Genomic DNA, 24,322 nt, shown 5'->3' with positions numbered 1-24,322 from the left:
GGGAAGGCTGCCAGTCGGCCCGCGGGAGGCGCCACTCGCGACAGGGGATCACGACGGGCCGGCTCGTGGGGCGGGAGCTCGTGTGGGGTGAGAGCTCGTGTGGGGCGAGAGGAGTCAGGACTTGCGGTGACGCCCGCCCTTGGTGCGGCGCGGAGGCACGGGAGACGGCCGCTCCTCTGGAGCGGGGCGCTCGGCCTCTGGCGCGGGGCGCTCGGCCGGCGCCGGCGACCCGTCCGCCCATCGCGCGCGCGGCACTTCCCGATGCTCCGGCCTGGGTTCGCCGGCAGATGCCGGCTGCTCGACCGGGGCGGGCGTGCCGGCCGGGATCGGGATGGTCGGACCGTCCGGGATCTCGTCCCCCAGGTTCGTGGTCCAGAAGGCCTGGAGCGCGTCGGCCAGACCGTCGCTGCCCTGGTAGAGGCTCGGTCGGGAGCGCGAAGGCTGGTCGGAGGTCGCACTCTGATCAGGCTGTTCCTGGGACGGCGGTGGTGGCGTGGCCGGTCGGTCCACGGGCGCGGCCGTCCATGGTGGGCGCGCGGACAGGTTCGCCCGGTCGGCGACGGCGTACGTCCGGGCGGGGATGAACCATCCGCCCGGCTCTCCCGCCTCCCCGTGCCCAGGTGCACGGCTCGGGGCCGGTGAGTCGACGACCGCCTGCGCGTCCCCGTCGGCCACCGCATGCCGTACGGAACCTCGGCGCATCTTGAAGTAGGCGGCGGCCAGCACCGCGACGAGCAGCGGGGTGATGACCGCCGTTTCGCCGAGTTGCGGCGGGATGCTCGGGAGCGGCTGGAAGTCGGCGACGGTCCTGGTCGACGCGGGCTCATAGACGGCGGCGGGCACCGTGTGCGACCCCGTCAACGAGCCCGTGTGCGTCGTCGTCCGGGACACCGTCTTGGCGTCGGGATCGCTGTGGGCCGCCGTCCACGTTCCGGGCGCGGTGCCTGTCACCTCTGCCTGCACGGTCGCCGGCGTGCCGCCCGCCAGGGAGTCCGTGCTCAGAGCGGGGGCGGCGGAGAGTTCGGTTTGCGCGGACGTCGCCTGGCTCGCGCGCGACAGGTGGTGCGTCGTGGGTGCGGGGGAGGGCGTCGCGGCGGGCCGGGGGGCGGCCGGAGGCAGTGACATCGTCTGGTGGGCGGTCGCGGCGGCGACGGCTCGCGCCTCCTGCTCGACCTTCACGTCCTGACGTGTCTTGATCTTGTCCGGGTACCCGTATCCCACGACCGAACTCTGGTCGCGGACCTGCTCGAGGACCTCCCCGCCGCCGGTGTTGCCCTCGATGGTGTGGATCTTCTTCCCGTCGACCGAGGCGACGATGCCCACGTGGTCGATGCCGTCGATCGTGCCCGTCCCCGCCCAGTCGAAGAAGACGACGGCGCCGGGCACGGGGACGGACCCCCAGGCGTGGTGCTGCTTGAACCACCGTGCGTGGCCGACCGTGTAGGCGAACTGCCCGAACCAGTGGGCGTAGCCGAGCTTGTGCGCCCCCCACGACAGGAACATGTCGCACCACGGCTGGCTGGTGTAGTCGGCGTCGTTCTCGACGGAGTCGTACCAGTGCCCGAACTTGGTGGAGCCCCCTGCGTGCTCGCTGTACCCGACCTGGGACTGCAGGAGGTGGAGGAGTTTCTTCATCTCGGGGCTCATGCGAAGGGTGGGCCTGTCGTTCGGCGAGGGGATCCTGGTGACGAGGGACGCTACCTTCGCAAAACGGACTATATCTAGACAAAGTCAAATTTATTTACCTAAACATGAACAAACCGGTCGAGCCGGGCTAGAACATGTTCTAGAATCGGCGCCATGACGATCGAACTCGCCAACGGGGAAGCGCAACTGGCGGCCCTGGCGGTGTTGTCCCAGCAGACCAGGGAACTGATGGACGCGGTCGTGCTGACCGACGTGGACGAGACCGAGATCGCGGCCGTGACCGCCGAACTCGTGGCCATCACCGAGCGCCTCCGGGCCGTCCGGCGCGACACCCCGTTGCCGCACGAGTTCGCCCCTGACGGAACGTTCCGGCATCTCGGCAACGCCGTCACTGGCGCGTGCAACCCCCACGCCCTGCCCCTGGAGGTCGAGCGCCCACCGGAGGGAGGCTCCCGCGCGGAGGTGAACTTCAGGCCCATCCACGAGGGGCCGCCCGCCGGGGTGCACGGCGGCGTGAGCGCGTTGATCCTCGATCACCTGCTCGGAGACGCCGTGGCGGCCTCCGGCCGGGGCGGCGTGACGGGCACGCTGACCATCCGCTACAAGCGGCGGGTGCCGTACGGCGAGCGGGTCGTGGCCACGGCCGCGGTCACCCGCGGCGAGGGGCGCAAGACGTGGGCGGACGGTTCGATCGCCCTTCCCGACGGCACGCCGCTGGTCGAGGCGACCGGACTGTTCATCACCCCGGAGATGTGGATTCGACCGGCCGAGCCAGGTGAGGAGCCTGCGCCGGTGAACGGGCCGCCCCCGACGATGACGGCAGCGACGGGGACGGCGCCGCCCGCGTAGGAGGGCGCGGGCGCACGGGCGTGATCACGCCGGGAGAGCGGGCTCGCCCCTGGCCGGCGGGCCGGACTCCTGGGTGCACACCTTGCGGATCGACGCGCGCTGCGGGCCGTTCGCGGCGCCCGGCTCGGTCGTGATCACCGCGGTGTACTCCGTCACCTTCCGCGCGCAGTCGGCCGGGCCGAGGTCGGCGCTCGCGCTGAAGGAGTAGGCCGTCCGCCCGCGCAGCGTGCGCGTCACCCTGTCGACGGCCTCGCCGTTCCGGCTGAACTCGACGGTCACCCGGACGGGACCGGTGCCGCCGGTGCTGATGTCGGCGTCGACCTCGGTGCCGTCCCAGTTGGAGATCTTGATGCTGTCCACCGTGGGTGAGGGACATGGCGACCCCATGACGCGCAGCGACTCCGCCCGCGTGCCGCCCGGTGCCGCCGGAGAGGTCGTGGCCTCCACCCGGCGGTAGACGGCCGTGTCGCACTCGGGGGTGGGGAAACCCTGCTGCACCCCCGTGTCATAGGAGGTCGCGCCCGCCAGGGGGATGACCTGCGGGGGCAGGGGCCTGAGGTCGTCCGGCGCCGGGCCCTCGAGGAAGCGGACCGTCAGCGTGACCTTCTTGTCGTTGGCAGCACGAACGCGGATCGTCGCCGACTGCCCGTCGAATCCGGTGATGCCGAGGCGGGTCACCTCCGGCCGCGCCGGTTTCGGCGTGACAGACGGAGTGGCACCGGGCGGAGACGGCTGCCCGGACGGAGAGGCGGACGCCGGGCCGGAGGGGACGCCGGCCGGAGGGTCACCCGGTGAGGCGCCGGTTCCGGTGGGCGACGGAGAGCGGGACGGCGACGGTGAGGAGGACGGCGTGGCCGCCGGAGGCGAGGCGGACGGGCCGGCGACCTCCGCGTGCACGGGGGGCACGATCGGAGAGTCGTCGGCCACCGGCGTCTGCCGGTTCGCCGCGATCAGAGCGGCGACGACCAGCGCGGACAACACCGCGCCACCGAGCGCGAACCGGGGCAGGAACGAGCGGAGCCTGCCGGTCAGCACCGTGCGGGCGACCGACGTGGCCACCTCGACCGGCTCGGCCGGCTTGGCCAGGGGGAACGTCAGAGCGAGGAGTGTGGCCAGTTCCGCGAGCCGCCGTCGGCCACGCTGCTCCCAGTCGGGCCCGTAGCCCGCGACCGCGGCGTCCTCCAGTTCGCCGAGGAACGTTCCCGCGGTCGGCGGCCGGTCCGCGGGGTTCTTGGCGAGGCCCTGCGTCACCAGGCCACGGACCGCGGTCGGCACCTCCTCCGCCGCGATCGGTGCCGTCTTGTGCAGGTGGCGCAGTCCCGCGAGATGGTCGGCCCGGTACGGCCTGCGCCCGGTGAGGCACTCGAAGAACACGCAGGTCGCGGCGTAGACGTCGGTGGCCGGGCTGACCGAGCCGTCGTTCCACTGCTCGGGCGCCATGTACGGAGGCGTGCCGGCGGGCACGCCGGGCTCCGTGCCGGGGGTGGCGATGCCGAAGTCGGACAGCTTGCTCGTCCCGTCGGCCTGGACGAGCACGTTCTCCGGCTTGTAGTCGCGGTGCACGATGCCGGACGCGTGGGCCAGGGACAGGCCGGTCAGCGAGCCCTTGAGCACCACCAGCGCGGCCTCCGGGCTGGTCGCGCCGTGCTCGCTCAGGATCCGCCGCAGCGGCACCCCGTCGACCAGTTCCATGACGATCGCGGCGCCGTGGCGCGTCTCGACGTACTCGTAGAGCCGCACGATGGCGGGGTCGTTCAGCTCGACCATGATGCGGGCTTCCTGGCGGAATCCCCTCAGGAAACGCGGGTCACCGCGCAGCCGGTCATGCAGGTACTTGATCGCGACGTAGGCCCCGGTGGTCGAGTAGGTCGCCAGCACGACCCTGCCGGCGCCACCGGCGCCGAGCTCTCGCACTTCCCGGTATCCGGGAACCGACCAGGCGTTCATGACGCGGCCCCTTCGGATAGCCCTGAACCAAGGTCTCATCCGAAAGGCGGATTGTCACCGGAGCATAATGTCACCGCATGGTTGTAGTCCTGGCGCCCCTCCGCGGGGTCGCGGCCGCCGGAGCAGCGGCGTTCAGTGCGCGATCCCGACGGTCGCCCTGATCGTCTCGGGCGCGGTGACGGCCGCGAGCACATACTGGGCGAGGTCCTCCCGGGAGATGGTCAGCCCGCCCCGCACGCAGTCGCCCACGGCGGTGCGGTAGACGCCCGTGGCCGCCCTGTCGGTCAGGCGAGGTGGCTGGATCACCGTCCAGTCGAGGTCGCGGCCGCGGATCTCCCGTTCGAGCAGGCGGGCGTCACGATGGACGTGACGCAGCACGGTCGCCCGCGCCATCCGGGTCAGCAGGCCTTGGACCGGCCCTGCCGACGGGTGGTCGCCGAGCGCGTTGGTCACCACCACCAGCCGCCGGACGCCCTCCCCGTCCTGAACCGCGTCCATGGCGTCCATGACGTTGCGGCCGCCCTGTGAGTAGAGCCGCGTGGGGCCGGACTCGCTCGGCCCTGCGAGGAAGACGACGACGTCGGCTCCCTTGACGTCGAGCGTCTCCGGCGCCAGGACGTCACCCTGGCGGACGGAGAGGTTCGGGTGCCGCTCCGTGACCGCCTCCGGCCTCCTGGCGACGGCGACCACCTCGTGCCCCTTTGCGAGCGCGAGCCGTACGAAGTGCAGTCCGGTGCCGCGTGTCGCACCGAAGACGATGATGCGCACAGTTCCTCCAGTGGTAGTAAGTGAGCACTCACTCACCTCTATAGTGGTGAGTGTTCACTTACCCGTCAATACCGGAAGAGCCATACGTGGGCACTCGCGACCGCATCGTCGCCGCGGCGGATCAGGTCATCAACGAGCTCGGCCTGGTCCGGGCGACCACCCGGGAGATCGCCCGGGCCGCGGGCTGCTCCGAGGCCCTCCTCTACAAGCACTTCAGCCGCAAGGAGGATCTGTTCCTCGCGGTGCTGCTCGAGCGCATGCCGGCGCTGACGCCCGCCGTGACCAGGCTGAGCGGCCAGGTCGGCTTCGCGACCGTGGCGGAGAACCTGGAGGAGTTCGCCCGGGCGGCCATCGCGTTCTACCGCAGGTCGCTGCCGTTGAGCGCGGGCCTGCTCGCGGAGAGGTCCCTGCTGGAGGGCTTCCGCGCGATGCTCGCGGAGACGGGCGGCGGCCCGCATCTGCCCATCATGATGCTGGGAACGTATCTGCGGGACGAGCAGAAGATCGGCAGGGTGGGCGCGGACGCGGACCCGGACGCGGCGGCGGCGCTGCTCATGGGTGCGTGCTTCCACCGGGCCGTTCTCGCGGCCCTCGTCGATCTCGGGCCGGACGACAAGGCGCCCGGCTTCGTCGCGACGCTCATGGCCGGGCTCGGCCCGAGGTAGGCGTCACGCCCCCAGGATTCTGGCGGACTCCGACTCCTGTGCGAGGCGGCGGAAGACGTCGAGGGCCTTGCCGTACATGACGGTGCAGATCACCAGTGTCTCCACCGCGGCGTCCCGCGGCCCGTCGAAGGGGATCTTGCCCATCTCGTGGTCGCGGGCCAGGTTCATGGCCGTCTGGGCGTAGACGAGCAGGTCGGCGTGGGTGGCCGGCATGCCCAGGCGCGCGAGGGTGACGAGTGTCTGCGCGAGCTCGTCGCGGCCGGGTGCGAGCGGGCCGACCCCCCATCCGAGATCCGCGATCAACCGGTCGACGTCCTCGCGGGCCCGCGCCCACTCCTCGTCGCCGGCGAGCGGTTCAGGCCGGGAGGCGAGCGCATAGTGGGCGGTCCCCAGCATGGTGTGAACGTCGGTCCGCTCGTCCTCGACCGCCTCGATCACCGTGCGTATCGCCGCGACGGGAACGCGTCCCACCTCGAGGAGCGCGCGGATGAGGCGCAGTCTGCGCAGGTGGGCGGGGCCGTACTCCGCACGGGTCGCCGACGTCTGCTCGCCCTGCGGGAGGAGTCCCTCCCGCAGGTAGTACTTGATCGTCGGGATGGGAACCCCGGATTCCGCGCTCAACTGGGAGATCCGCATGGGGCGATCCTACTGGATAGTCAGACTATCCAGTCTGTGTGGGGAGTGGCCGCCGGGCCTCCGGTAATCATGGTCACTCTCACGGCCGATGGGCTACGCTCCGTCTACCCCTTGATCTGAGCACCGGTCGTTCCGGGCACCGGCCGATCGGGGCACCGGAGAAACGCGCGGAGAACCCATGGGCAGGCACAGGCGTGGAAAGACGCAGGGCATCCACACCGTGGGGGATCTCATCGAGGCGCTGGAACGGTACGACTCTGATCTCGAGGTGAGATTCGCCATCCAGCCGCGCATGCCCATGGGCTACACGGTCGGCCCGCTCGCCGATTACGACGACATCCTGTGGATAGGCGAGGCCGGATCCGACGGCTACGTCCCCGACGGCGCGGCCTCCCTCTTAGGCTGGCGCTGACCTGCGCCCTCCCCGGGCGGGGCCTGCGCCAGAAGGCCGCCGGCTCCCCGGCTCAGGCCTGCGCCGCACGCCAGTAGGACGCCGCCACGAGTTCGGCCACCAGGGGCTCGGTGAGCAGGGCCACGTCGCGATCGTCGTCGTGAAGGTAGCGGACGGAGCCTGCCTGACCGGCGAGATCCCCGCCCACGGTGAGGACGGCCGACCCCCGCTCGCGCACCCACTCCATCGCCTGCTCGTCGTAACGCGACCCAGGGAACACGATGGCCCGGTAGTCGTAGGTCTTGGTCAGATAGACGTCCACGTGCGCCCAATCGCCCGTCTCGCAGGCGTCCGCCTGACGGCGCGGCCCCTCCCGGAACATGAGCGCCGACTGCTCGGCGGACGACAGCCGTTCGGCGGGGGCGACGGTGTACACCCCGTGCGGGCCGTCAAGCAGACGGGCGGCCTCGTCCAGCCAGTCGCCCCGCCGGTCGAGCAGGTCCGCGGTGGCTTCGGCCGCCCTGCGCACCAGAGCGGGGACCCCTGCCCGGCCCGTCATGGCGAGCAGGAGGGCCACGGTGTGCTGGAACGTCCGGCAGGCGACACCGCCCGCCTCGTCGCCGGCGGCCATGTGCACCACGAGGTCGGCGCCCTCCGTGACCGGGGACCCGGGCCGGTTGGTCATCGCGACGACGAACGACCTCCCCGCGTGGCGGGACAGCGCGTCGAGGGTCTCCCGGCTGCCGCCCGACGCCGAGATCACGACCGCCACGGTCCGCGGTCCCGGGAGGGCTCCTGCCGACGCTGACGCGTACTCGGCGACGGCGTCGACCCCGGCGGCGCGCAGCCTCTGCGCGGCCACTCCCGCCGCGTACCGCGAGCTGCCCATTCCCAGGAAGACGATCCGGTCGAAGCCGTCCGGCAGCCCGCTGAACGGATCCGCGGCGTCGAGGAGGTCGGCCAGCCTGCCCAGCGCCTCCGGCTTGGCCTCGAGATCGGCCAAGAACCGCTCAGCGTCCACATCCGCTCCTCGTCGTGATCACGCGAACCACCCGCGCAGCACGCCCATGGGGGCGTACCGCCAGCGCGGCAGGTGCCGGGCCGCGTAGATCAGCTCGCGGCATTCCTGCTCGACCTCGAACGGCCTGAGCAGCGACCGGTCGAGCAGGTCCGCCCGGCCCGCGTCCGCGAGGCCGTTCTCGTAGGCCGTCCGCGTCTCGCTCCTGGCGGACCTCACCCAGGCCGCCGTGGCCGCGGGATCCGCCGACCTGCGCAGCACCGTCACCTGGCCGACATGGTCGAGGCTGGTCAGCAACTGCGCCAGATCGCGCGCCGCGGGCTGGAACGCCTCCGCCTCCGCCACCGTCGGGTTGCCGTCGAAGTCGACCACCGCGTAGCCGCCCCGCCACTGGAGGACCTGCCCGACGTGCAGGTCGCCGTGGATGTGGATCAGCGGCGTACGGCCCGCGCCGGCGAGCGGGGCCAACTCGGCACGCAACTCGCCGGCGTGACGCGCCAGCCAGTCGCCGTCGTCCCCGTCGGTGAGCGACAGGGCCTCGCGCAACGCTCCCTCGGCCCGTGCCGCGAAGTCGGGCCGGGGCGGGAGCCGTACGGGATCGGGGAAGGTCGCCGACGGAGCCGCGGTCGCCGCGTGCAGTTCGGCCGCCAGCCGTCCGAGGTCGGACGCGAAACCGGTGCGGCCGGCGGCCGCCTCGTCCACGCACCACTCCCATCCGTCCCGTGAGCCGGGCAGATACGCCGTGACCAGGGCGACCAGCGCGTCCTCCCAGAAGATCACGGCGTACGGCGCGGCCACGCTGGCGAAGCCCGCGAGATGGGCGAGCACGGCGGGAGCGGGATGCGGCGCCCGGGAGGGGGCGGGGAACCACTTGACCACCACGGCCTCACCCGCGATGACCGAGTGGTTGGTCTGGTCGACGGTGATCGCCCGTTCGCCGGGAGGCACGGCGGGCAGCGGCGCGAGCGTCCGGACGGTGAAAGGCGGCGGAGGGGCCGCGCCGTTCGCCAGGTCGCGCACCACCGACTCGGTGACTCCGGCACCCGCCGCGAGCGTGATCGTGCCGTCCGGCCCCCGCTCGACGACCGGCCACGGCGAGTGTTCCACGGGATCTCCTGAATCGGGGTTCAACTGCGAAGCCTGGCCTAGGGCTCATGATGGAAGCACGATTGCGCGCACTGCCGCAACACGAGCTCACCTGGTCCCGGGCGCGTCGGCGGCGAGCGGATGGCCGGTCGCGAGCCGCGCGTAGCCGAGGACGAGTTCCACGGCGGTCTCCGCGTCGATCGAGTGATGGCGGGCGATGACGCGGTAGCCGTAGGCGTCCTCGAGGGCGACGAGGTTGCGGCCGATGGTCTCGGAGTCCCCGGCCAGCGTGAAGACGCCCTGGGCGGCGCCGGTCTCCAAGATCGCCTGGTACATCGAGACCTGCCGGTCGAACAGCGTGGTGAGGAGCGAGCCGTACACCGGGTTGCGCCCGGCGGCGCCGCCCAGCTCGCACAGCAGGCGGACGCCGGCGTCTTCGGGGCCCTCGGGCAGGCCCGAGCGGATCGTGGTGATCAGCTTGCGGGCCGGGTCGGCGATGCCGCCGGCCTTCCTGATCCGCTGCTCGTAGAAGCGCTCCATCCCCGCGTGGTGCGCCTCTGTCAGCAGGTCGCGCAGATCGGGATAGTGGTAGAGCACGGCGCCCGACGTGAGACCGGCCATCTCGGCGATCTGGTTGAGGTGCACGCCCTCGGCGCCGTGCCGGATCACCGCCCTGCGGGCCGCGTCGACGAGGTCGGCCCTGCGGTCCGCCCTGCTCTTGCGCTGGGTCATCTCACTCCGATCCATCCGCGTCCGCGGTGTTCCGCCACAGCTCTTGACGCGTTCTCCCGCCGCGTATTTGAATCTCGATTCAACATACTCAGGGAGCCCTCACGTGACAGACAAGCGACTCACCGTCCTGTTCATGCCGGAGAGCGCCTACGGGCCGACGAACAACTGCATCGGGATCGGCGACGTCCTGCGCCGGCGCGGTCATCGGGTGGTGTTCGCCGCCGAGGCGTCGTGGAAGGGGAAGCTGGAGGCGCTGGGCTTCGAGGAGGACCTGGTCGATCTCGCTCCGCCGGCCGAGGAGGAGCAGGACCCGGGGCAGTTCTGGAAGGACTTCATCCGTGAGACGGCCCCCGAGTACCGCAAGAGCACGCTGGAGCAGCTGGAGACGGTGACCAAGCCGATCTGGGAGGCGCTCGCCGACGGCGCGAAGTACTGCGAGCCGCAGCTCAAGGAGATCATCCGGCGCGTGCGGCCCGACGTGATCGTCGAGGACAACGTCATCGCGTTCCCCGCTCTGGTGACGGCGGGCGTGCCGTTCGTGCGGATCGCGTCGTGCAACCCGCTCGAGGTGAAGGGACCCGGCGTCGCCCCGGTCTTCTCGGGCCTGCCCGCAGACGGGACCGGCTGGGCGGACTTCCGCGCCGAGTACGACAGGACCCACCGCGAGCTGTGGGCCTCCTTCAACGAGTGGGTCGTCGAGCAGGGCGCGCCCGCCCTTCCGGACCTCGAGTTCATCCACGAGGGCGACGCCAACCTCTACGTCTACCCCGAGATCATCGACTACGTCGCCGACCGGCCGCTCGGCGGCTCATGGACGCGGCTCGACTCCTCCGTCAGGGAGACGGACGAGGCGTTCACCCTGCCGGAGATCCCGGGGGAGGGCGCGCTCGTCTACTTCTCCCTCGGCTCGCTCGGATCGGCCGACGTCGAGTTGATGCGCCGGGTCATCTCCGTCCTCGCCGGGACGCCGCACCGCTACATCGTCTCCAAGGGGCCGCTGCACGAGGAGATCGAACTGGCCCCGAACATGTGGGGTGCGGAGTTCCTGCCGCAGACGAAGATCCTCCCGCAGGTCGACCTCGTGATCACCCATGGCGGCAACAACACCACCACCGAGGCGCTGCACTTCGGCAAGCCCATGATCGTTCTCCCGTTGTTCTGGGACCAGTACGACAACGCGCAGCGGGTCGCGGAGACCGGACACGGCGTCCGCCTGGACACCTACGGCTTCACCGACGACGAACTGGTGGGCGCCGTGGACCGGCTGCTGGGCGACGCGGAACTCCGTTCGAGGCTGGAGGCGGAGGGCGAGCGCATCCGCACCCGCGACGGCCTGCGCGCCGCCGCCGACGTGATCGAGAAGGTCGTGGAACGCCGATGACCACGCTGGTCAATCCCGCGGACGGGCGCACGGTCGCCGACGTCCCCGACACCCCCGCCGGCGAGGTCGCGGCGGTCGTCCAGACCGCTCGGGAGGCCTTCGAGCAGTGGCGGGAGGCGACGCCTGGAGAGCGGGCGCGGGTGCTGCTGCGGCTCGCCGACCTGGTCGAGGGCGACGCCGAGGAGCTGACCCGCCTGGAGGTCGAGGAGACCGGCAAGCCCGCGGCCGTGTTCAGGGACGGGGAACTGCCCTTCGCCATCGACAACCTGCGGTTCTTCGCCGGGGCGGCCAGGTCGCTCGAGGGGACCGGCGCCGGCGTGCTCAGCAAGGGGTACACGTCGGTCCTGGTCAGGCGGCCGATCGGCGTCGTGGGGTCGATCTCGCCGTGGAACTTCCCCTTCATCATGGCGGTCTGGAAGGCGGGGCCCGCGCTCGCGGCCGGCAACGCCGTCGTCATCAAGCCCGCCCCGCGGACACCGCGCACCACGCTGCGGCTCGCCGAGCTGTTCGCGGCGGCGGGCGCGCCGGACGGCCTGCTCCAGGTCGTCACCGGCGGCGCCGACGTCGGCCAGGCGCTGGTGACCGATCCCGGCGTCGACATGGTCAGCGTGACGGGCTCGACCGAGACCGGCCGGGCGGTGATGCGCGGCGCGGTCGACGGCCTCAAGCGGGTCCACCTCGAACTGGGCGGCAAGGCGCCCGCCCTGGTCTTCGCGGACGCGGCGCTCGAGCACATGGCCGCGGGCGTCGTGATGGGTGCGACGTACAACACCGGGCAGGACTGCACGGCCGCCACCCGCGTCTACATCGACAGGTCGCGGTACGGCGAGGCCGTCGAGGCGCTGCGGGACGCCCTGTCCCGGGTCCGGCCCGGCGACCCGTGGGAGGCGGACTCCGACATCGGCCCCCTGATCTCCGCCGAGCACCGCGACCGCGTCGACGGCTTCGTGCGCCGCGCCTCGGGGCGGGTCGTCTGGGGCGGCGCGCCGATCGACGGGCCCGGCTTCTACTACACGCCCACGCTCATCGCCGACGCCGACCAGTCCAGCGAGATCGTGCAGTCGGAGATCTTCGGCCCCGTGCTCGTGGCCGTCCCGTTCGACGGCGAGGACGAGGCCGTGCGCCTCGCCAACGACACGCCGTACGGCCTCGCCTCGTCGGTGTGGTCGGCGGACGTGTCGCGCGCGCTGCGCGTCTCCCACCGCCTCGACGTGGGGGTGACGTGGGTCAACGACCATCTCCCCATCGCGTCGGAGGCTCCGCACGGCGGGGTCAAGGGCAGCGGCTTCGGCAAGGACATGAGCCAGGAGGCGGTGCAGGAGTACTCGGTCACCCGGCATCTGATGATCAAGCACGCGGCACCGGAGGCGCGCGACTCCTTCCGCCCGGCCTAGGTGTACTGACCACCCCCCAGGGGTCAGCCCGAGTCGGCGTCGAAGTGCAGTTCGGAGGTCACCCGGTACCGGTCACCCCGGTAGATCGACCGGGTGAACTCCACGATCCGCCCGCTCACGTCGCGCGTGGTGCGCTCGACCATCAGCGCGGGGAAGTGCTCGGGCACGCTCAGCAGATCGGCCTCGGTCTCGTCGGTGACCGTGGCCTCGATGGTCTGGACGGCGCTGCGCACGTCGACCCCGAACCGCTCGCGCAGCACGCGGTAGAACGAGCCCGACTCCATGTCGTCGGGAACGAGCCCGTCGACCAGCGCATGGGGGAGATGGAGCCGCTCGATCGCCATCGGCTCGTCGTCCACCACGCGCAGCCTGACCACGCGCAGGACGGGTGCGGCGGGTGCGAGCTGCAGGCGCCTGGCGAGCTGCGGACCCGCCGGCGCCGCGCCGAACTCCAGAATCCGGCTCAGCCAGTGGCCTTCGGCGGGCGGTGCGTAGAACGATCCACTCGGAGTGGCGGCCAGGGCCTGGGTGACCCGGTGCGGGCCGGTGAAGGTGCCGCGGCCGTGTTCCTTGACGAGCACACCTGAGCGGACGAGGTCGTCGATCGCCGCGCGGAGGGTCGGCCGGGAGACTCCCAGCTCCTTGGAGAGGTCCCGCTCGGAGGGGATCGCCTCGCCCGCCTTCATGTCGGCGACGAAGTCCAGCAGGAAGTCCCGCACGCGGTCGCGCTTCAGCCCGGCTCCCGTGTTCAGAGTCACGCCACGACCTTACCAAAGCCTTACCAGTTTGCCGAATCTCCCGCGAAATATAGGTCTTGACGCCGTAACTGGTTAAGACCACTCTATCCGCAACAGGCAGATTACTTACCAATATATGACCACTGGGAGTAGCCATGAGGCGCCTTCTCGCCGCGGCCGCGGTGCTCACGATCGCAGCCGGTCTCACCTCGTGCAGTTCCTCCACCGAGACCCAGGGTCAGGGCCCCGGCTCGGCGGGTGGCACCGCCTCCACCAAGCTGACCGTGTGGATCATGCGGGACAGCATCTCCGACGCGCTGGTCCAGCGCTTCACCTCCGACTTCCAGGCCGCGCACGCGGGCACCACGCTGGACGTCCAGATCCAGGAGTGGGACGGCATCGGGCAGAAGGTCACCAGCGCGCTCGCGAGCAACGACGCCCCCGACGTCATCGAGGTCGGCAACACCCAGGTCGCGGAGTACGCGGCGAGCGGCGGCGTCAAGGACCTCACCGACAAGGTCGCCGAGCTCGGCGGCACCGACTGGCTGCCGGGCCTCTCCGAACCCGGCAAGATCGAGGGCAAGCAGTACGGCGTCCCGTGGTACGCCGCCAACCGCGTCGTCATCTACAACAAGGACCTCTTCGAGAAGGCGGGCGTCACCGCGCCGCCGAAGACCCGCGACGAGTGGATCGACGTCACCACCAAGCTGAACAAGGGCGGCGACCAGGGCATCTACCTCCCCGGTCAGAACTGGTACACCCTGGCGGGCTTCATCTGGGACGAGGGCGGCGACCTGGCCGCCAGCGACGGGACCACCTGGAAGGGCGGCCTCGACACACCGCAGGCGCTCGCGGGCATGGACTTCTACAAGAAGCTGCAGTCCCTGGGCGACGGGCCGCGCGACTCCGACGAGGCCAACCCGCCGCAGGCCGACGTCTTCGCCAAGGGCGACGTCGCGCAGCTGATCTCCGCGCCCGGCGGCGCGGTCGCGATCGAGAAGGCCAACCCCGCCCTGAAGGACAAGCTCGGGTTCTTCCCGATCCCGGGCAAGACCGCGGACAAGCCGGGCGCGGTGTTCACCGGCGGCTCCGACCTGATCATCCCGGAGGCGTCCAAGAACCAGGACGCCGCCTACGAGGTCGTCAAGGCCCTCGCCGGCGAGAAGTTCCAGACCGACATGGCCAAGGAGATGTCGTACGTGCCCAACCGCGTGTCGCTGGCCGGCGTGCTGAGCGGCAGCGAGGGCGCGGCGGCCATGGCGGTCGGCGCCGCGAACGGCCACGCGACGCCGAACTCGCCCAACTGGGCGGCGGTCGAGGCCAAGAACGTCATCAAGGAGTACATGACCGCCGCGCTCACCGGTGACGCCGCCGCGGAGGCAGGCAAGGCCTCGCAGACCATCGGCGAGATCCTCAACACCAAGTCCTGAGAGCCCGGTGTCCTGAGAGAGCAGCCTGTTCCGTTCCGCCCCCCTCCTCCCTTCCCGGGGGCGGAACGGGCAGGCCCGTGTGTGAGAGGAAAGCCGTGGCCTCCGAGGCTCCACAAACCTCCGGCGAGTTGGCGTCCGCCGGGATCTCCGCACCGCCGGGGCGGCGCAGGCCCGGCGCCGGGGAGCCGTCACCTCCCGGGCCGGAGGGCTCCGGCGGGCCGCGCCGGACTCCGGCGGCCCGTCCCTCCGGGGCGAACCCCCGGCGCAGGGACTCGGGCCGGGGCGCCGCACGGACGATCGCCGCGGCCTGGCCGTACCTCCTGGTCCTGCCCACCGTGGTCGGCACGGCGTACCTGCTCTTCTATCCGCTGCTGCGCAGCGTGGTGATCTCCTTCCAGCACTTCCGGACCGGCGAGCTGATCCGTGGCGGGGCGGCCTTCGTCGGTCTGGAGAACTACCAGGACGTGCTCGGCAGCGCCGAGTTCTGGACGGTGGTCCGCCGCACACTCGTGTGGACCGCGGTCAACGTCGTCCTCATCATGGTGATCTCCACGTTCACGGCGCTGATGATCGCCCGGCTCGGCCGCCGGATGCGGCTGGCGGTGATGAGCGGCCTGGTCCTCACCTGGGCCACCCCGGTCCTCGCCGCGACCACCGTCTTCCAGTGGTTGTTCCAGTCCCGGCTCGGGGTCGTCAACTGGGCGCTCGTCTCCCTCGGCTTCGACTCCTTCGACGGGTTCAGCTGGTTCGCGAACGGTCAGGCGACCTTCGCCATCATGGTGCTGCTCATCGTGTGGCAGTCGGTCCCCTTCGCGGCGCTCACCCTCTACGCGGGGCTGACCACGATCCCGGCCGAGCTGTACGAGTCGGCGCGGATCGACGGCGCGGGCACCTGGCAGGTCTTCCGCGGCGTCACCTTCCCGATGTTGCGGCCGCTGTTCGGGCTGATCACGTCGCTCGAGGTGATCTGGGTGTTCAAGTGCTTCGCCCAGATCTGGGCGATCACCCAAGGTGGTCCCGACGACGCCACCACGACCCTGCCGGTGTACGCGTTCCAGGTCGCCCAGTCGCTCCACAAGTACGACCTCGGCTCGGCGATCTCCACGCTCACCGTGCTCATCCTGCTCGTCGTCCTGGTCGCGCACCTGAGGCGCATGTACAAGCACGAAGGAGAAGGCCTGTGAAGCTCCGCCGGCTGCCCTTGAACATCGCGGCCCTCGGCGTGCTCGTGGTGTCGGTCTTCCCCGTCTACTGGATGGCGGTCACCGCGTTCAAGCCGACCAGGGACATCCAGGCCGACACCCCGCAGTTCCTGCCCCTGCATCCCACGCTCGACCACTTCAGGACCGCGGTCGGCGCCGACGGCTTCGCCCTGTTCTGGCGCAACAGCCTGCTCGTCTCCGTCGCCGCCGTGCTGCTGGCCCTCGCCGTGGCACTGCTCGCCGCCTTCGCGGTGGCCCGCATGCGCTGGCGCGGCCGCAAGGCCTTCATCCTGATGATCTTCATCGCGCAGATGGCGCCGTGGGAGGCGCTGCTGATCCCGATGTTCATCATCGCCCGTGACACGGGGATGCTCGACAAGCTGTCGATGCTCACGCTCATCTACTTCATCGTCACGCTGCCGTTCACCATCGTCACGCTGCGGGGCTTCCTCGCGGCGATCCCCGCGGAACTGGAGGAGGCCGCCCAGATGGACGGCGCGAGCAGGGCGGTGGCCTTCCGCAGGGTCGTGCTCCCGCTGCTCGCGCCCGGCCTGATGTCGACCTCGCTGTTCGGGTTCATCACCGCGTGGAACGAGTTCGCCTTCGCCAACGCCCTCATCATCAAGAACCAGGACGACCGGACGCTGCCCGTCTGGCTCTCCTCGTTCGGCAACGTCTTCGGCACCGACTGGGGCGCGACGATGGCCGCCGCCACCCTGTTCATGGTGCCTGTCCTGCTCATCTTCCTGGTCCTGCAGCGCCGCGTGACCACCGGTTTCATCGCCGGCGCCGTCAAGGGCTGAGCCCCGGCTCGTGTGTCATCGTGCGGCCCACCGCCGGGCCGCCCGTCAATCCTGCCTGGAGGGATTCCCAACGTGATCATTCCGCGGCCAAGAGAACTGGCCGTCCTCGGGGGCTTCGTCGCGTACACCGACAACGCCGTACGGCTGTCGCATGAACGCGACCTGGGACCGGAGGGGTACCGCCTCAGCGTCTCCGACGGCGTGATCGAGCTGACCGCCGGTGGGCCCGCCGGCGAGTTCTACGGACGACAGACCCTGCGGCAACTCGGCCCGGCAGTGCCGTACGGGACGATCGAGGACGGCCCGCGCTTCGGGTGGCGCGGCGTGATGCTCGACGTCGCCCGGCACTTCATGCCCAAGGAGTTCGTGCTGCGGCTGATCGATCTGATCGCCGAGCTCAAGCTGAACGTGCTGCAGCTGCATCTGACCGACGACCAGGGCTGGCGCCTGGAGATCAAGCGGCATCCCCGGCTCACCGAGGTCAGTGGAGACCACTACAGCCACGACGACATCCACGAGATCGTCTCGTACGCGGCCGACAGGTTCGTGCGGGTCGTCCCGGAGATCGGGCTGCCCGGGCACGTCCAGGCCGCGCTCGCCGCCTACCCGCATCTGGGCAACGATCCGGGCAGACGGCTCGGCGTCTGGGACCGGTGGGGGATCAGCGAGCACACGCTCAACCTCGAGGAGTCGACGATCGCCTTCTTCCACGAGGTGCTGGACGAGGTCGTCGAACTGTTCCCCGACGACTACGTGCACGTCGGCGGGGACGAGTGCCTGCCCGGCGAGTGGGAGCGCACGCCGCGGGCACAGGAACGCCTCCGCGAGCTCGGCCTGCCGGGCGCGCACGCGGCGCGGGCCTGGATCACCGCGCGCATGGCCGAGCACCTCGCCGCCCACGGCAGGAGGCTCGTCTACTGGTACGAGAAGGCGGACGGCCCGCCGGGTGCGACCACGATGACCTGGCTCGACGAGGAAAGCGGCCCGCAGGCGACGCTGGAGGGCAGGGACGTCGTCCTCGCCCCCCACCTGCGCACCTACCTCGACTATCCGCCCGCTCTCGAGCCGGGGCCGTTCGCGCCCGACCGGGTGTTGTCGCTCTCCGAGGCCTACCACTTCGACCCGCCCCCCGCCCCCGAGCGGGCGGGCGGGCGGATCCTCGGCGTCCAGGCTCAACTGTGGACCGAGTACATGCCCACGCCGTCCGACGTCGAGCGTCAGGCCTTTCCCCGGCTCTGCGCGTTCGCCGAGGTCGCCTGGGGATCCGCGGGGGACTACTCCGACTTCCTCCAGCGGCTCAATCCGCACCTGGCCCGGCTGGAGGCCCAGGGCGTCCGGGTCGGGCCGCTCATCCCCTAGACGCCAGGGCGGCCGCGCACACGGGGAGCAGGGGGACCACAGACCACGGGGGACCGCACCCAAGGAAAGGACGACAGTGTCCAGCAAGAAGTGGTTAGCCGGCGGGCTCGTGTCCGCCCTCGCTCTCATCGGCGTGGCCGCCCTTCCGGCCGACGCCGCGACCTCACTCCGCGTCCAGTACAAGACGAGCGCCGCCGGGGCCACGGCGGACCAGGTCGAACCGTGGTTCAACCTGATCAACAGCGGCACCGCCGCAGTGCCGCTGAGCTCGGTGAAGATCCGCTACTACTTCAAGGCGGACTCGCCGACCCAGCAGTACCGCTTCGCCTGCTCGTGGGCGGTCGTCTCCTGCTCGACCGTGACCGGCACGTTCGGCACGATCTCACCCGGGACGGCGACCGCCGACCGCTACCTCGAGGTGGGCTTCACCTCGGGCACGCTGGCTCCGGGCGCCCAGACGAGCGACCTGCAACTGCGCTTCTACCGCGCGGACTGGCAGCGGATCACGCAGAGCGACGACTACTCCTTCGGCGCCTCCAGGACCACTTACGGGGACTGGACGAAGGTGACCGCCTACCAGAACGGCACGCTCGTCTGGGGCGACGCCCCCGCCGGCGGCGACCCGACGCAGACGCCGACCCCCACACCCCCCACGTCGCCCAGCCCGCCGCCCACGGGCGGCAACGCGGGAGTCGTGTTCGACGACTTCTCCTACACCGACGCCAACGACACGCGGATCAACGCGCACAACTGGACTATCCGTACCAACCAGGGTGGCCCCGGCATCCCCGGCGCCTCCTGGCCCAAGGAGAACGTCTCCTTCCCGGTCGTATCCGGTTCCAACAAGGCCCTGCAGCTCAAGTCGGTCACCGACGGCACCGGTTCCGGCACCCAGCAGTCGGAGGTCCTGAACCAGCGCAAGTTCCTCGAGGGCACCTACGCCGCCCGGTTGAAGTTCTCCGACGCGCCCGTCAGCGGTCCGGACGGCGACGCCATCGTGCAGACCTTCTTCACGATCACGCCGCTCAACCGGGACCTCGACCCGGACTACAGCGAGCAGGACTTCGAGTACCTGCCCAACGGAGGCTGGGGCGAGCCGTCCAACATCATGTACGCCACCTCGTGGGAGACCTACCAGAACGAGCCCTGGCTGGCCGTCAACGTCCACAATGAGCTGCGGCAGAGCTACAACGGCTGGCACGACCTGGTGCTGCAGGTGTCCGGCGGCACGATCAGGTACTACATCGACGGCGCGCTCTTCGCGGAGCACGGCGGCGTCTACTACCCGGAGACCATGCAGTCGGTGAACTTCAACCTGTGGTTCATCAGCGGCGGCCAGATCGGCAGCCCGACCCCGCGCACGTACGTCCAGCAGGTCGACTGGTTCTACCACGCGAAGAACGAGGTCGTCGCGCCCAGTGAAGTGACCAACCGGGTCAACGGCTACCGCACGGCGTCGACCACCTGGGTCGACACGGTTCCGGCCGCCTGACCGGCGCTGACAGGCTCGGCTCGCGCGTATTCGGGGCGCGCGAGCCGTCAGCGGCGAACGGCCGCCGGCCCCGGCTCCTGCGCGACGATCCCCGCGGGCTCAGTCCTGGCCGGGGACGTTGCGCAGGGCCTCGCGCCGCGACAGCCCGGAGATGCCCTGATGGCCGACATAACGCACGACCTCGGCCGGGTCGGTCTTGGCGTACTCGCGCAGGGCCCAGCCGATGGCCTTGCGGGTGAAGAAGTCGATGTCCGGCAGGCTCGGCTCGATGCAGGCGTACAGGAGTCCGCGGTCGGTGCCGTGCTTGAACGAGTTCTGGCAGATGATCGCCGTGCGGCGCTTCCACCGGTCCGGCTGGTGGGCCCATTCCAGCATCAACGGGCGCATCGTCTCCGGGAACAGCCGCAGCAGCGGCCCGATCCTGTGGACGGCGAGTTCGTCCACGAAGTCCCACCAGGCGCCGGTGACGATCATCTCCTCGTACATGGGCAGCGTGTAGAGGGTCTGCCAGGGCTTGTAGTAGCGGAAGCCGGACAACTCGATCGCGGCGTACCGCTCCTCGCGGTACTCGGCCTCGCGCCACAGCGCGAGCACGGTCCTGCGCCACTCGGGGGCCGACTCCAGCCGGTGCTCGGCGAAGACCCGCCGCAGGGCGGCGCGCCGGGGCACGGCCGTCACTCCGAAGAACGGCATCGCCGATTTCATGTACGCCTGCATGGCGGGGGCGCGCGAGGGATCGGCGACCTCGGCGAGCGCGGCCCGCACCTTCTCGACGAGTGTCATGCCGGCTGCGTCGTCCGGTCCCCGGTGGCGAGTCCGTCGAACAGCACCCTGATGTAGTGGTCGGCGAGGGCGTCGGTGTCGAGCCGTCCGCCGGGGCGGAACCACCGGACCGCCACCCAGATCCCGTCGCGGATCATGCGGTAGGTGAGCTTGGGGTCGACGTCGGCGCGGAACTGGCCGCTCGCCTGGCCGCGCCTGATCTGCTCCATCCACATGCGCTCGACCTCGTCCTCGGCCCGGACGAGGTAGTCGAAGCGGTCGCCGGGCAGCGAACGGAGGTAGTTCCAGTCGTTCTGCATGACGGTGATGGCGGCGCGGTGCGGCTCGAGCGTGTGGAAACCGATGGTGACCAGCTGGGACAGGGCCTCCCGCGCGTCCTCGGCGTCGGCCAGCGCGGCGCGGTACCGCGCGATCAGATCCTCGAGGAAGGTGCGGAGCACCTCGTCGACGATCGTCTCCTTGGAGTCGAAGTGGTGATAGAGGCTCCCGGAGAGGATGCCCGCCTCGTCGGCGATCTCGCGGACCGTGGTGGCCTGGAAGCCCTTGCGTGCGAAGAGTTCGGCGGCGAGCTTCACGAGATGGTCGCGCCGCTCCGACGCCGGACCGGTCGCGCCGGTCCGCTTCGCCCGTACGGGAGCGGCGGTGGCGCCGGAGTTCTTACGCTGGTTCACGCCGACCATTATGAGCCTTCAAGCAAGCTCTTGCTCGAACGCCCGGAGCTTTCCCTAAGGACATAACCGTGCGACCACGGACGACTTCGGCATTCCGCCCCTGGTCGGCGGCCGGTACGGCGGGGCCACAGCGTACACGTGACGCCGTCGGGCCGTCGTCGGCGGTCTCCTCGGGGGGCTCGGCGATGCCGGGCGCGGCTCGCGTCGGCCTCCGGGGCCGCCGGGCGGGCCCCGGCGTCGACGATCACGGGCCTTTCTCTCGACGCGGAGCAAGACATCGCGTGTCGATCTGTAAAATCCGAGGTCAATAGACTAGCGAATAGGAAAGTTTCCTATTAGATTTCTCGCATGCCAGAGCGCTGCCCAGTGAGCACAGTATGAGACGGAGCCCGGACCTTCTCCGTCTGGCCGAAACCGTCCTCCTCCCCGGCTTCGTGGGGACCGCGGCGCCCGACTGGGTGCGCCGGCGGCTCGCCGACGGACTCGCCGGAGTCGTGCTCTTCTCCCGCAACGTCGACACCCCCGCGCATCTCGCCGATCTCACCGCGGCCCTGCGCGCGGAGAACGACGAGATCCTCATCGGGATCGACGAGGAGGCCGGCGAGGTCACCCGCCTGGAGGCCCGCACCGGCAGCTCCCGTCCGGGGAACTACGCGCTCGGCGTGGTCGACGACGTGGCCCTGACCGAGCAGGTCGCCCGCGACGTCGGGCGCGACCTGCACGCGGCGGGAGTGAACATCGACTTCGCCCCGGCGGCCGACGTCAACTCCAACCCCGACAACCCGGTGATCGGCCTCCGGTCGTTCGGCGCCGACCCCGCCCTGGTCGCCAGGCACACCGCGGCCTGGATCCGCGGCCTGCAGTCCGCCGGTGTGGCCGCCTGCGCCAAGCACTTCCCCGGTCACGGCGACACGTCGGTGGACTCGCACCACAGCATCCCCCGTGTCACCGCCTCGGCGGAGGAACTGGACGAGGTGGAGTTGTGGCCCTTTCGCGCCGCGATCGAGGAGGGCGTCCGCTCGGTCATGACGGGCCACCTGCTCGTGACCGCGTACGACGAGGAGCTTCCCGCCACCCTCAGCCCGAAGATCCTCACCGGCCTCCTCAGGAACCGGCTCGGCTTCGAAGGGCTGATCGTCACCGACGGCATCGAGATGGCCGCGGTGGCCGGGCGCTACGGGCTGGGTGGCGCGAGCGCGCTCGCCATCACGGCGGGCGCCGACTCCATCTGCGTGGGCGGGGAGAACTCCGACGAGGCCACGGTCGAACTCATCCGCGACGCCGTCGCCGACGCCGTCGTGGCGGGCGCCCTGCCGGAAGAGCGGCTGGCCGACGCCGCGGCGCGGGTGCGCAAGCTCGCCTCATGGCACGCCGCCGCGGCCGAGACGGAGCTTCCCGACGAGATCGGGCTCGCCGCGGCGCGCCGGGCCGTCAAGGTCACCCTCAGGCGCGGCGGCCCCGCCGTCCTGCCACTGACGGTGGCCTCCCACGTGGTCGAGCTGGCGCCCGAGACCAACCTGGCCATCGACAAGGGCATGCCGTGGGGGGCGGGCGAGCCGCTGAGCAAGCTGCTGCCCGGCACCACGGTCACCCGGCTGAGCGAGCCGGAGGCCGTGGACGGAGCCCCCGACCGCGCGCTCCGCGAGGCGGCCGACCGGCCCCTGGTGATCGTCGTACGCGACGCGCACCGCCACCTCTGGCAGCTGGACTTCGTGGAACGCGTCCTCGCCGCGCGCCCGGACGGCGTGATCGTGGAGATGGGCCTGCCCGGCCGTACGGACCTCGGCGCGGTGCACATCGCCACCCACGGCTCGGCCCGGGTGTGCGGCCAGGCCGCCGCGGAGGTGCTGACCGGGCAGGCCTGACGCCGGTTCTCCCCGCCCGTCCCGCGATCCGTACGATGGTCGCCGACGAGGGGGAGATGAGAACTCGATGAAGGTCGCATACGTCACCTGTGACAACCCTGTGGCGCGGTTCGACGACGAGCGGGAGATCCTGCTGGGCGCCTGGCTCGGCGCCGGCATCGAGGGGACGACGCTCGCCTGGGACGACCCCCGGGCCGACTGGTCCTCCTTCGACGCGGTCGTCGTCCGCTCGGCGTGGGACTACATCGAGCGCCGTGACGACTTCACGGCCTGGGCCCGGCGGGTCGAGCAGGTGACGCGGCTGTTCAACCCGGCGTCCGTGCTCGAGTGGAACACCGACAAGACCTACCTGCGCCGCCTGGGCGTGCCGACCGTGCCCACTCACTGGGCCGAGCCGGGGACGGAGACGGAGCTTCCCGACTGGGAGGAGTACGTCGTCAAGCCCGCGATCTCGGCGGGAGCGCGGGACACGGTGCGGACCGCCGACCGCGAGATGGCCGAGGCGCACGTCGCCAAGCTCGTCGGCGCGGGCCGGACGGCCATGGTGCAGCCGTACGTCGAGGCGGTCGAGCACGAGGGAGAGCTGTCCCTCCTCTACTTCGGCGGCGAGTTCAGCCACGCCGTACGGCGCCACCCGATGCTGACCGAGACGGCGATCGACGAGGCCAACCGGGCGCGCCTGCGCGATCCCGACGACGACCAGTTCACCCTCGCGGAGCTCGTCCTGAGCAAGGTGGGGGAGCGGCTGCTCTACGCCCGGGTCGACCTCGTCCGCATGCCGGGCGGGGAGCCGGTGCTGATGGAGCTCGAGGCGGCCGAGCCGTACCTATTCCTGCGCTACGAACTGGACGCGCCCGATCTGTTCGCGCGGGTGCTGGCGGACAGCCTCTGACGGCCTGCCGAGGCGCACGCACCAGGCGCACTCACCGGGCGCACTCAGCAGGCGTACGGCTAGGCGCGCCCGGCCAGGGCGAGACGCACGGCCCGGGACGGGTCGTCGGCGGGGACCGGCCCGGGGACGGGGCTCCCCGCCGAGTCGAGGATCCGCCATCCGCCGAGGGTGATCACAGGGGTGCCCCCGCGCCGGGCCAGCGCGAGCTCGGACAGCGTGCCCCATGAGCCGCCGACCACGATGACCGCGTCGGCGGCGCGGACGATGAGGGCGTTGCGCGCCTCGCCCATGCCGGTGGGGATCGCGACCGTCAGGTCGCGGCTCGCCCCCGTGCGGTCCCGGCCGGAGAGGATGCCGACCACGACGCCGCCGGCTCTGCGCGCGCCCGCGGCGGCCGCGGCCATGACGCCGCCGTAGCCTCCGCACAAGACCACCGCGCCCTGTTCGGCCAGCAGGCGGCCCACCTCCCTGGCGGCCGCCGCCTCCTCGGGAGTGCAGTCGGCCGGTCCGCACACCGCGACCTGCGTCATGGCGGTCATCCTAGGCGGCGGCGCCCTCTCCGGGGGGCAGGTCG

23 protein-coding genes are annotated in these 24,322 nt (G+C 71.1%); 12 read left to right on the top strand and 11 right to left on the bottom strand.

The genetic code is table 11. The features are described 5' to 3' along the window. Window positions 1–114: 114 nt before the first annotated feature. A complete protein-coding gene (locus Pka01_RS12225; protein WP_203882809.1) occupies window positions 115–1,647 on the bottom strand; it encodes a CHAP domain-containing protein in 1,533 nt (510 codons plus the stop codon). 153 nt (window positions 1,648–1,800) lie between these two features. Between Pka01_RS12225 and Pka01_RS12220 the strand changes: the two genes are divergently transcribed. Then, entirely contained in the window at window positions 1,801–2,496 is a 696-nt protein-coding gene (locus Pka01_RS12220; protein ID WP_203882808.1) for a PaaI family thioesterase, read from the top strand. A 24-nt stretch (window positions 2,497–2,520) separates the two neighbouring features. Here the strand turns inward: Pka01_RS12220 and Pka01_RS12215 are convergent, their stop codons facing one another. Both Pka01_RS12215 and Pka01_RS12210 read right to left on the bottom strand, forming a co-directional pair. Continuing rightward, entirely contained in the window at window positions 2,521–4,443 is a 1,923-nt protein-coding gene (locus Pka01_RS12215) for a serine/threonine-protein kinase (RefSeq protein ID WP_203882807.1), read from the bottom strand. Window positions 4,444–4,575: 132 nt separating this feature from the next. Continuing rightward, window positions 4,576–5,211: an NAD(P)-dependent oxidoreductase gene (locus Pka01_RS12210; RefSeq protein ID WP_203882806.1), complete on the bottom strand. Its 636-nt coding sequence runs from the start codon at window positions 5,209–5,211 to the stop codon at window positions 4,576–4,578. Between the two features lie 86 nt (window positions 5,212–5,297). On the opposite strand from Pka01_RS12210, the gene Pka01_RS12205 reads away from it, so the two are divergent. Continuing rightward, the gene (locus Pka01_RS12205) at window positions 5,298–5,876 is read left to right on the top strand and encodes a TetR/AcrR family transcriptional regulator (RefSeq protein ID WP_203882805.1); all 579 of its coding nucleotides are present in this window, start codon (window positions 5,298–5,300) and stop codon (window positions 5,874–5,876) included. 3 nt (window positions 5,877–5,879) lie between these two features. On the opposite strand, the gene Pka01_RS12200 is transcribed toward Pka01_RS12205, so the two are convergent. Further along, on the bottom strand, window positions 5,880–6,512 hold the full coding sequence (locus Pka01_RS12200) for a MerR family transcriptional regulator (RefSeq protein ID WP_203882804.1): 633 nt from the start codon (window positions 6,510–6,512) through the stop codon (window positions 5,880–5,882). 178 nt (window positions 6,513–6,690) lie between these two features. Here Pka01_RS12200 and Pka01_RS12195 point away from each other — a divergent pair, with 178 nt between their 5' ends. Next, window positions 6,691–6,924, top strand: a complete 234-nt coding sequence (locus tag Pka01_RS12195; protein ID WP_203882803.1) for a hypothetical protein — start codon at window positions 6,691–6,693, stop codon at window positions 6,922–6,924. A gap of 52 nt (window positions 6,925–6,976) precedes the next feature. Here Pka01_RS12195 and Pka01_RS12190 read toward each other — a convergent pair whose 3' ends face one another. The 3 genes from Pka01_RS12190 to Pka01_RS12180 all read right to left on the bottom strand — a co-directional run bounded on the left by Pka01_RS12190 (window position 6,977) and on the right by Pka01_RS12180 (window position 9,739). Continuing rightward, window positions 6,977–7,924 (bottom strand): SIS domain-containing protein, encoded by a 948-nt coding sequence (locus Pka01_RS12190; RefSeq protein WP_203882802.1) that lies wholly within the window; start codon window positions 7,922–7,924, stop codon window positions 6,977–6,979. Between the two features lie 18 nt (window positions 7,925–7,942). Beyond that, complete coding sequence (locus Pka01_RS12185) at window positions 7,943–9,028, bottom strand: hypothetical protein (RefSeq protein WP_203882801.1); 1,086 nt, start codon at window positions 9,026–9,028, stop codon at window positions 7,943–7,945. An 87-nt stretch (window positions 9,029–9,115) separates the two neighbouring features. Further along, complete coding sequence (locus Pka01_RS12180; RefSeq protein ID WP_203882800.1) at window positions 9,116–9,739, bottom strand: TetR/AcrR family transcriptional regulator; 624 nt, start codon at window positions 9,737–9,739, stop codon at window positions 9,116–9,118. 103 nt (window positions 9,740–9,842) lie between these two features. On the opposite strand from Pka01_RS12180, the gene Pka01_RS12175 reads away from it, so the two are divergent. Both Pka01_RS12175 and Pka01_RS12170 read left to right on the top strand, forming a co-directional pair. Beyond that, complete coding sequence (locus tag Pka01_RS12175; protein ID WP_239114923.1) at window positions 9,843–11,120, top strand: glycosyltransferase; 1,278 nt, start codon at window positions 9,843–9,845, stop codon at window positions 11,118–11,120. Then, complete coding sequence (locus Pka01_RS12170) at window positions 11,117–12,514, top strand: aldehyde dehydrogenase family protein (protein ID WP_203882799.1); 1,398 nt, start codon at window positions 11,117–11,119, stop codon at window positions 12,512–12,514. Before Pka01_RS12175 ends, Pka01_RS12170 begins: the two co-directional genes overlap by 4 nt. Before the next feature lie 23 nt (window positions 12,515–12,537). Here Pka01_RS12170 and Pka01_RS12165 read toward each other — a convergent pair whose 3' ends face one another. Continuing rightward, window positions 12,538–13,272 (bottom strand): GntR family transcriptional regulator, encoded by a 735-nt coding sequence (locus Pka01_RS12165; RefSeq protein ID WP_239114922.1) that lies wholly within the window; start codon window positions 13,270–13,272, stop codon window positions 12,538–12,540. A gap of 134 nt (window positions 13,273–13,406) precedes the next feature. On the opposite strand from Pka01_RS12165, the gene Pka01_RS12160 reads away from it, so the two are divergent. The 5 genes from Pka01_RS12160 to Pka01_RS12140 all read left to right on the top strand — a co-directional run bounded on the left by Pka01_RS12160 (window position 13,407) and on the right by Pka01_RS12140 (window position 19,537). Beyond that, window positions 13,407–14,681 carry an extracellular solute-binding protein gene (locus tag Pka01_RS12160; RefSeq protein ID WP_203882798.1) on the top strand — a complete coding sequence of 425 codons (1,275 nt, stop codon included), beginning with the start codon at window positions 13,407–13,409 and terminating at the stop codon, window positions 14,679–14,681. 95 nt (window positions 14,682–14,776) lie between these two features. After that, complete coding sequence (locus tag Pka01_RS12155) at window positions 14,777–15,865, top strand: carbohydrate ABC transporter permease (RefSeq protein ID WP_239114921.1); 1,089 nt, start codon at window positions 14,777–14,779, stop codon at window positions 15,863–15,865. Then, window positions 15,862–16,686 carry a carbohydrate ABC transporter permease gene (locus tag Pka01_RS12150; protein WP_203882797.1) on the top strand — a complete coding sequence of 275 codons (825 nt, stop codon included), beginning with the start codon at window positions 15,862–15,864 and terminating at the stop codon, window positions 16,684–16,686. Before Pka01_RS12155 ends, Pka01_RS12150 begins: the two co-directional genes overlap by 4 nt. A gap of 72 nt (window positions 16,687–16,758) precedes the next feature. Then, window positions 16,759–18,045: a beta-N-acetylhexosaminidase gene (locus Pka01_RS12145; RefSeq protein ID WP_203882796.1), complete on the top strand. Its 1,287-nt coding sequence runs from the start codon at window positions 16,759–16,761 to the stop codon at window positions 18,043–18,045. A gap of 76 nt (window positions 18,046–18,121) precedes the next feature. Next, entirely contained in the window at window positions 18,122–19,537 is a 1,416-nt protein-coding gene (locus tag Pka01_RS12140; protein WP_203882795.1) for a cellulose binding domain-containing protein, read from the top strand. Between the two features lie 99 nt (window positions 19,538–19,636). Here Pka01_RS12140 and Pka01_RS12135 read toward each other — a convergent pair whose 3' ends face one another. Continuing rightward, complete coding sequence (locus tag Pka01_RS12135) at window positions 19,637–20,320, bottom strand: DNA alkylation repair protein (protein WP_203882794.1); 684 nt, start codon at window positions 20,318–20,320, stop codon at window positions 19,637–19,639. Next, entirely contained in the window at window positions 20,317–21,000 is a 684-nt protein-coding gene (locus tag Pka01_RS12130) for a TetR/AcrR family transcriptional regulator (protein ID WP_203882793.1), read from the bottom strand. The genes Pka01_RS12135 and Pka01_RS12130 overlap by 4 nt, the downstream gene beginning before the upstream one ends. A gap of 368 nt (window positions 21,001–21,368) precedes the next feature. Here Pka01_RS12130 and Pka01_RS12125 point away from each other — a divergent pair, with 368 nt between their 5' ends. Together Pka01_RS12125 and Pka01_RS12120 are read left to right on the top strand one after the other, a co-directional pair. After that, window positions 21,369–22,856: a glycoside hydrolase family 3 protein gene (locus tag Pka01_RS12125; protein ID WP_203882792.1), complete on the top strand. Its 1,488-nt coding sequence runs from the start codon at window positions 21,369–21,371 to the stop codon at window positions 22,854–22,856. Window positions 22,857–22,923: 67 nt separating this feature from the next. Beyond that, the gene (locus tag Pka01_RS12120) at window positions 22,924–23,748 is read left to right on the top strand and encodes an ATP-grasp domain-containing protein (protein WP_203882791.1); all 825 of its coding nucleotides are present in this window, start codon (window positions 22,924–22,926) and stop codon (window positions 23,746–23,748) included. 59 nt (window positions 23,749–23,807) lie between these two features. Here the strand turns inward: Pka01_RS12120 and Pka01_RS12115 are convergent, their stop codons facing one another. After that, on the bottom strand, window positions 23,808–24,278 hold the full coding sequence (locus Pka01_RS12115) for a TIGR00725 family protein (protein ID WP_203882790.1): 471 nt from the start codon (window positions 24,276–24,278) through the stop codon (window positions 23,808–23,810). Window positions 24,279–24,322 lie beyond the last annotated feature (44 nt).

This window comes from Planotetraspora kaengkrachanensis (genome assembly GCF_016862895.1).
Taxonomy (GTDB): Bacteria; Actinomycetota; Actinomycetes; order Streptosporangiales; family Streptosporangiaceae; genus Planotetraspora; species Planotetraspora kaengkrachanensis.
The sequence above is the reverse complement of the archived record's forward strand: the minus strand, read 5'-3'. Positions and strand labels throughout refer to the sequence as shown.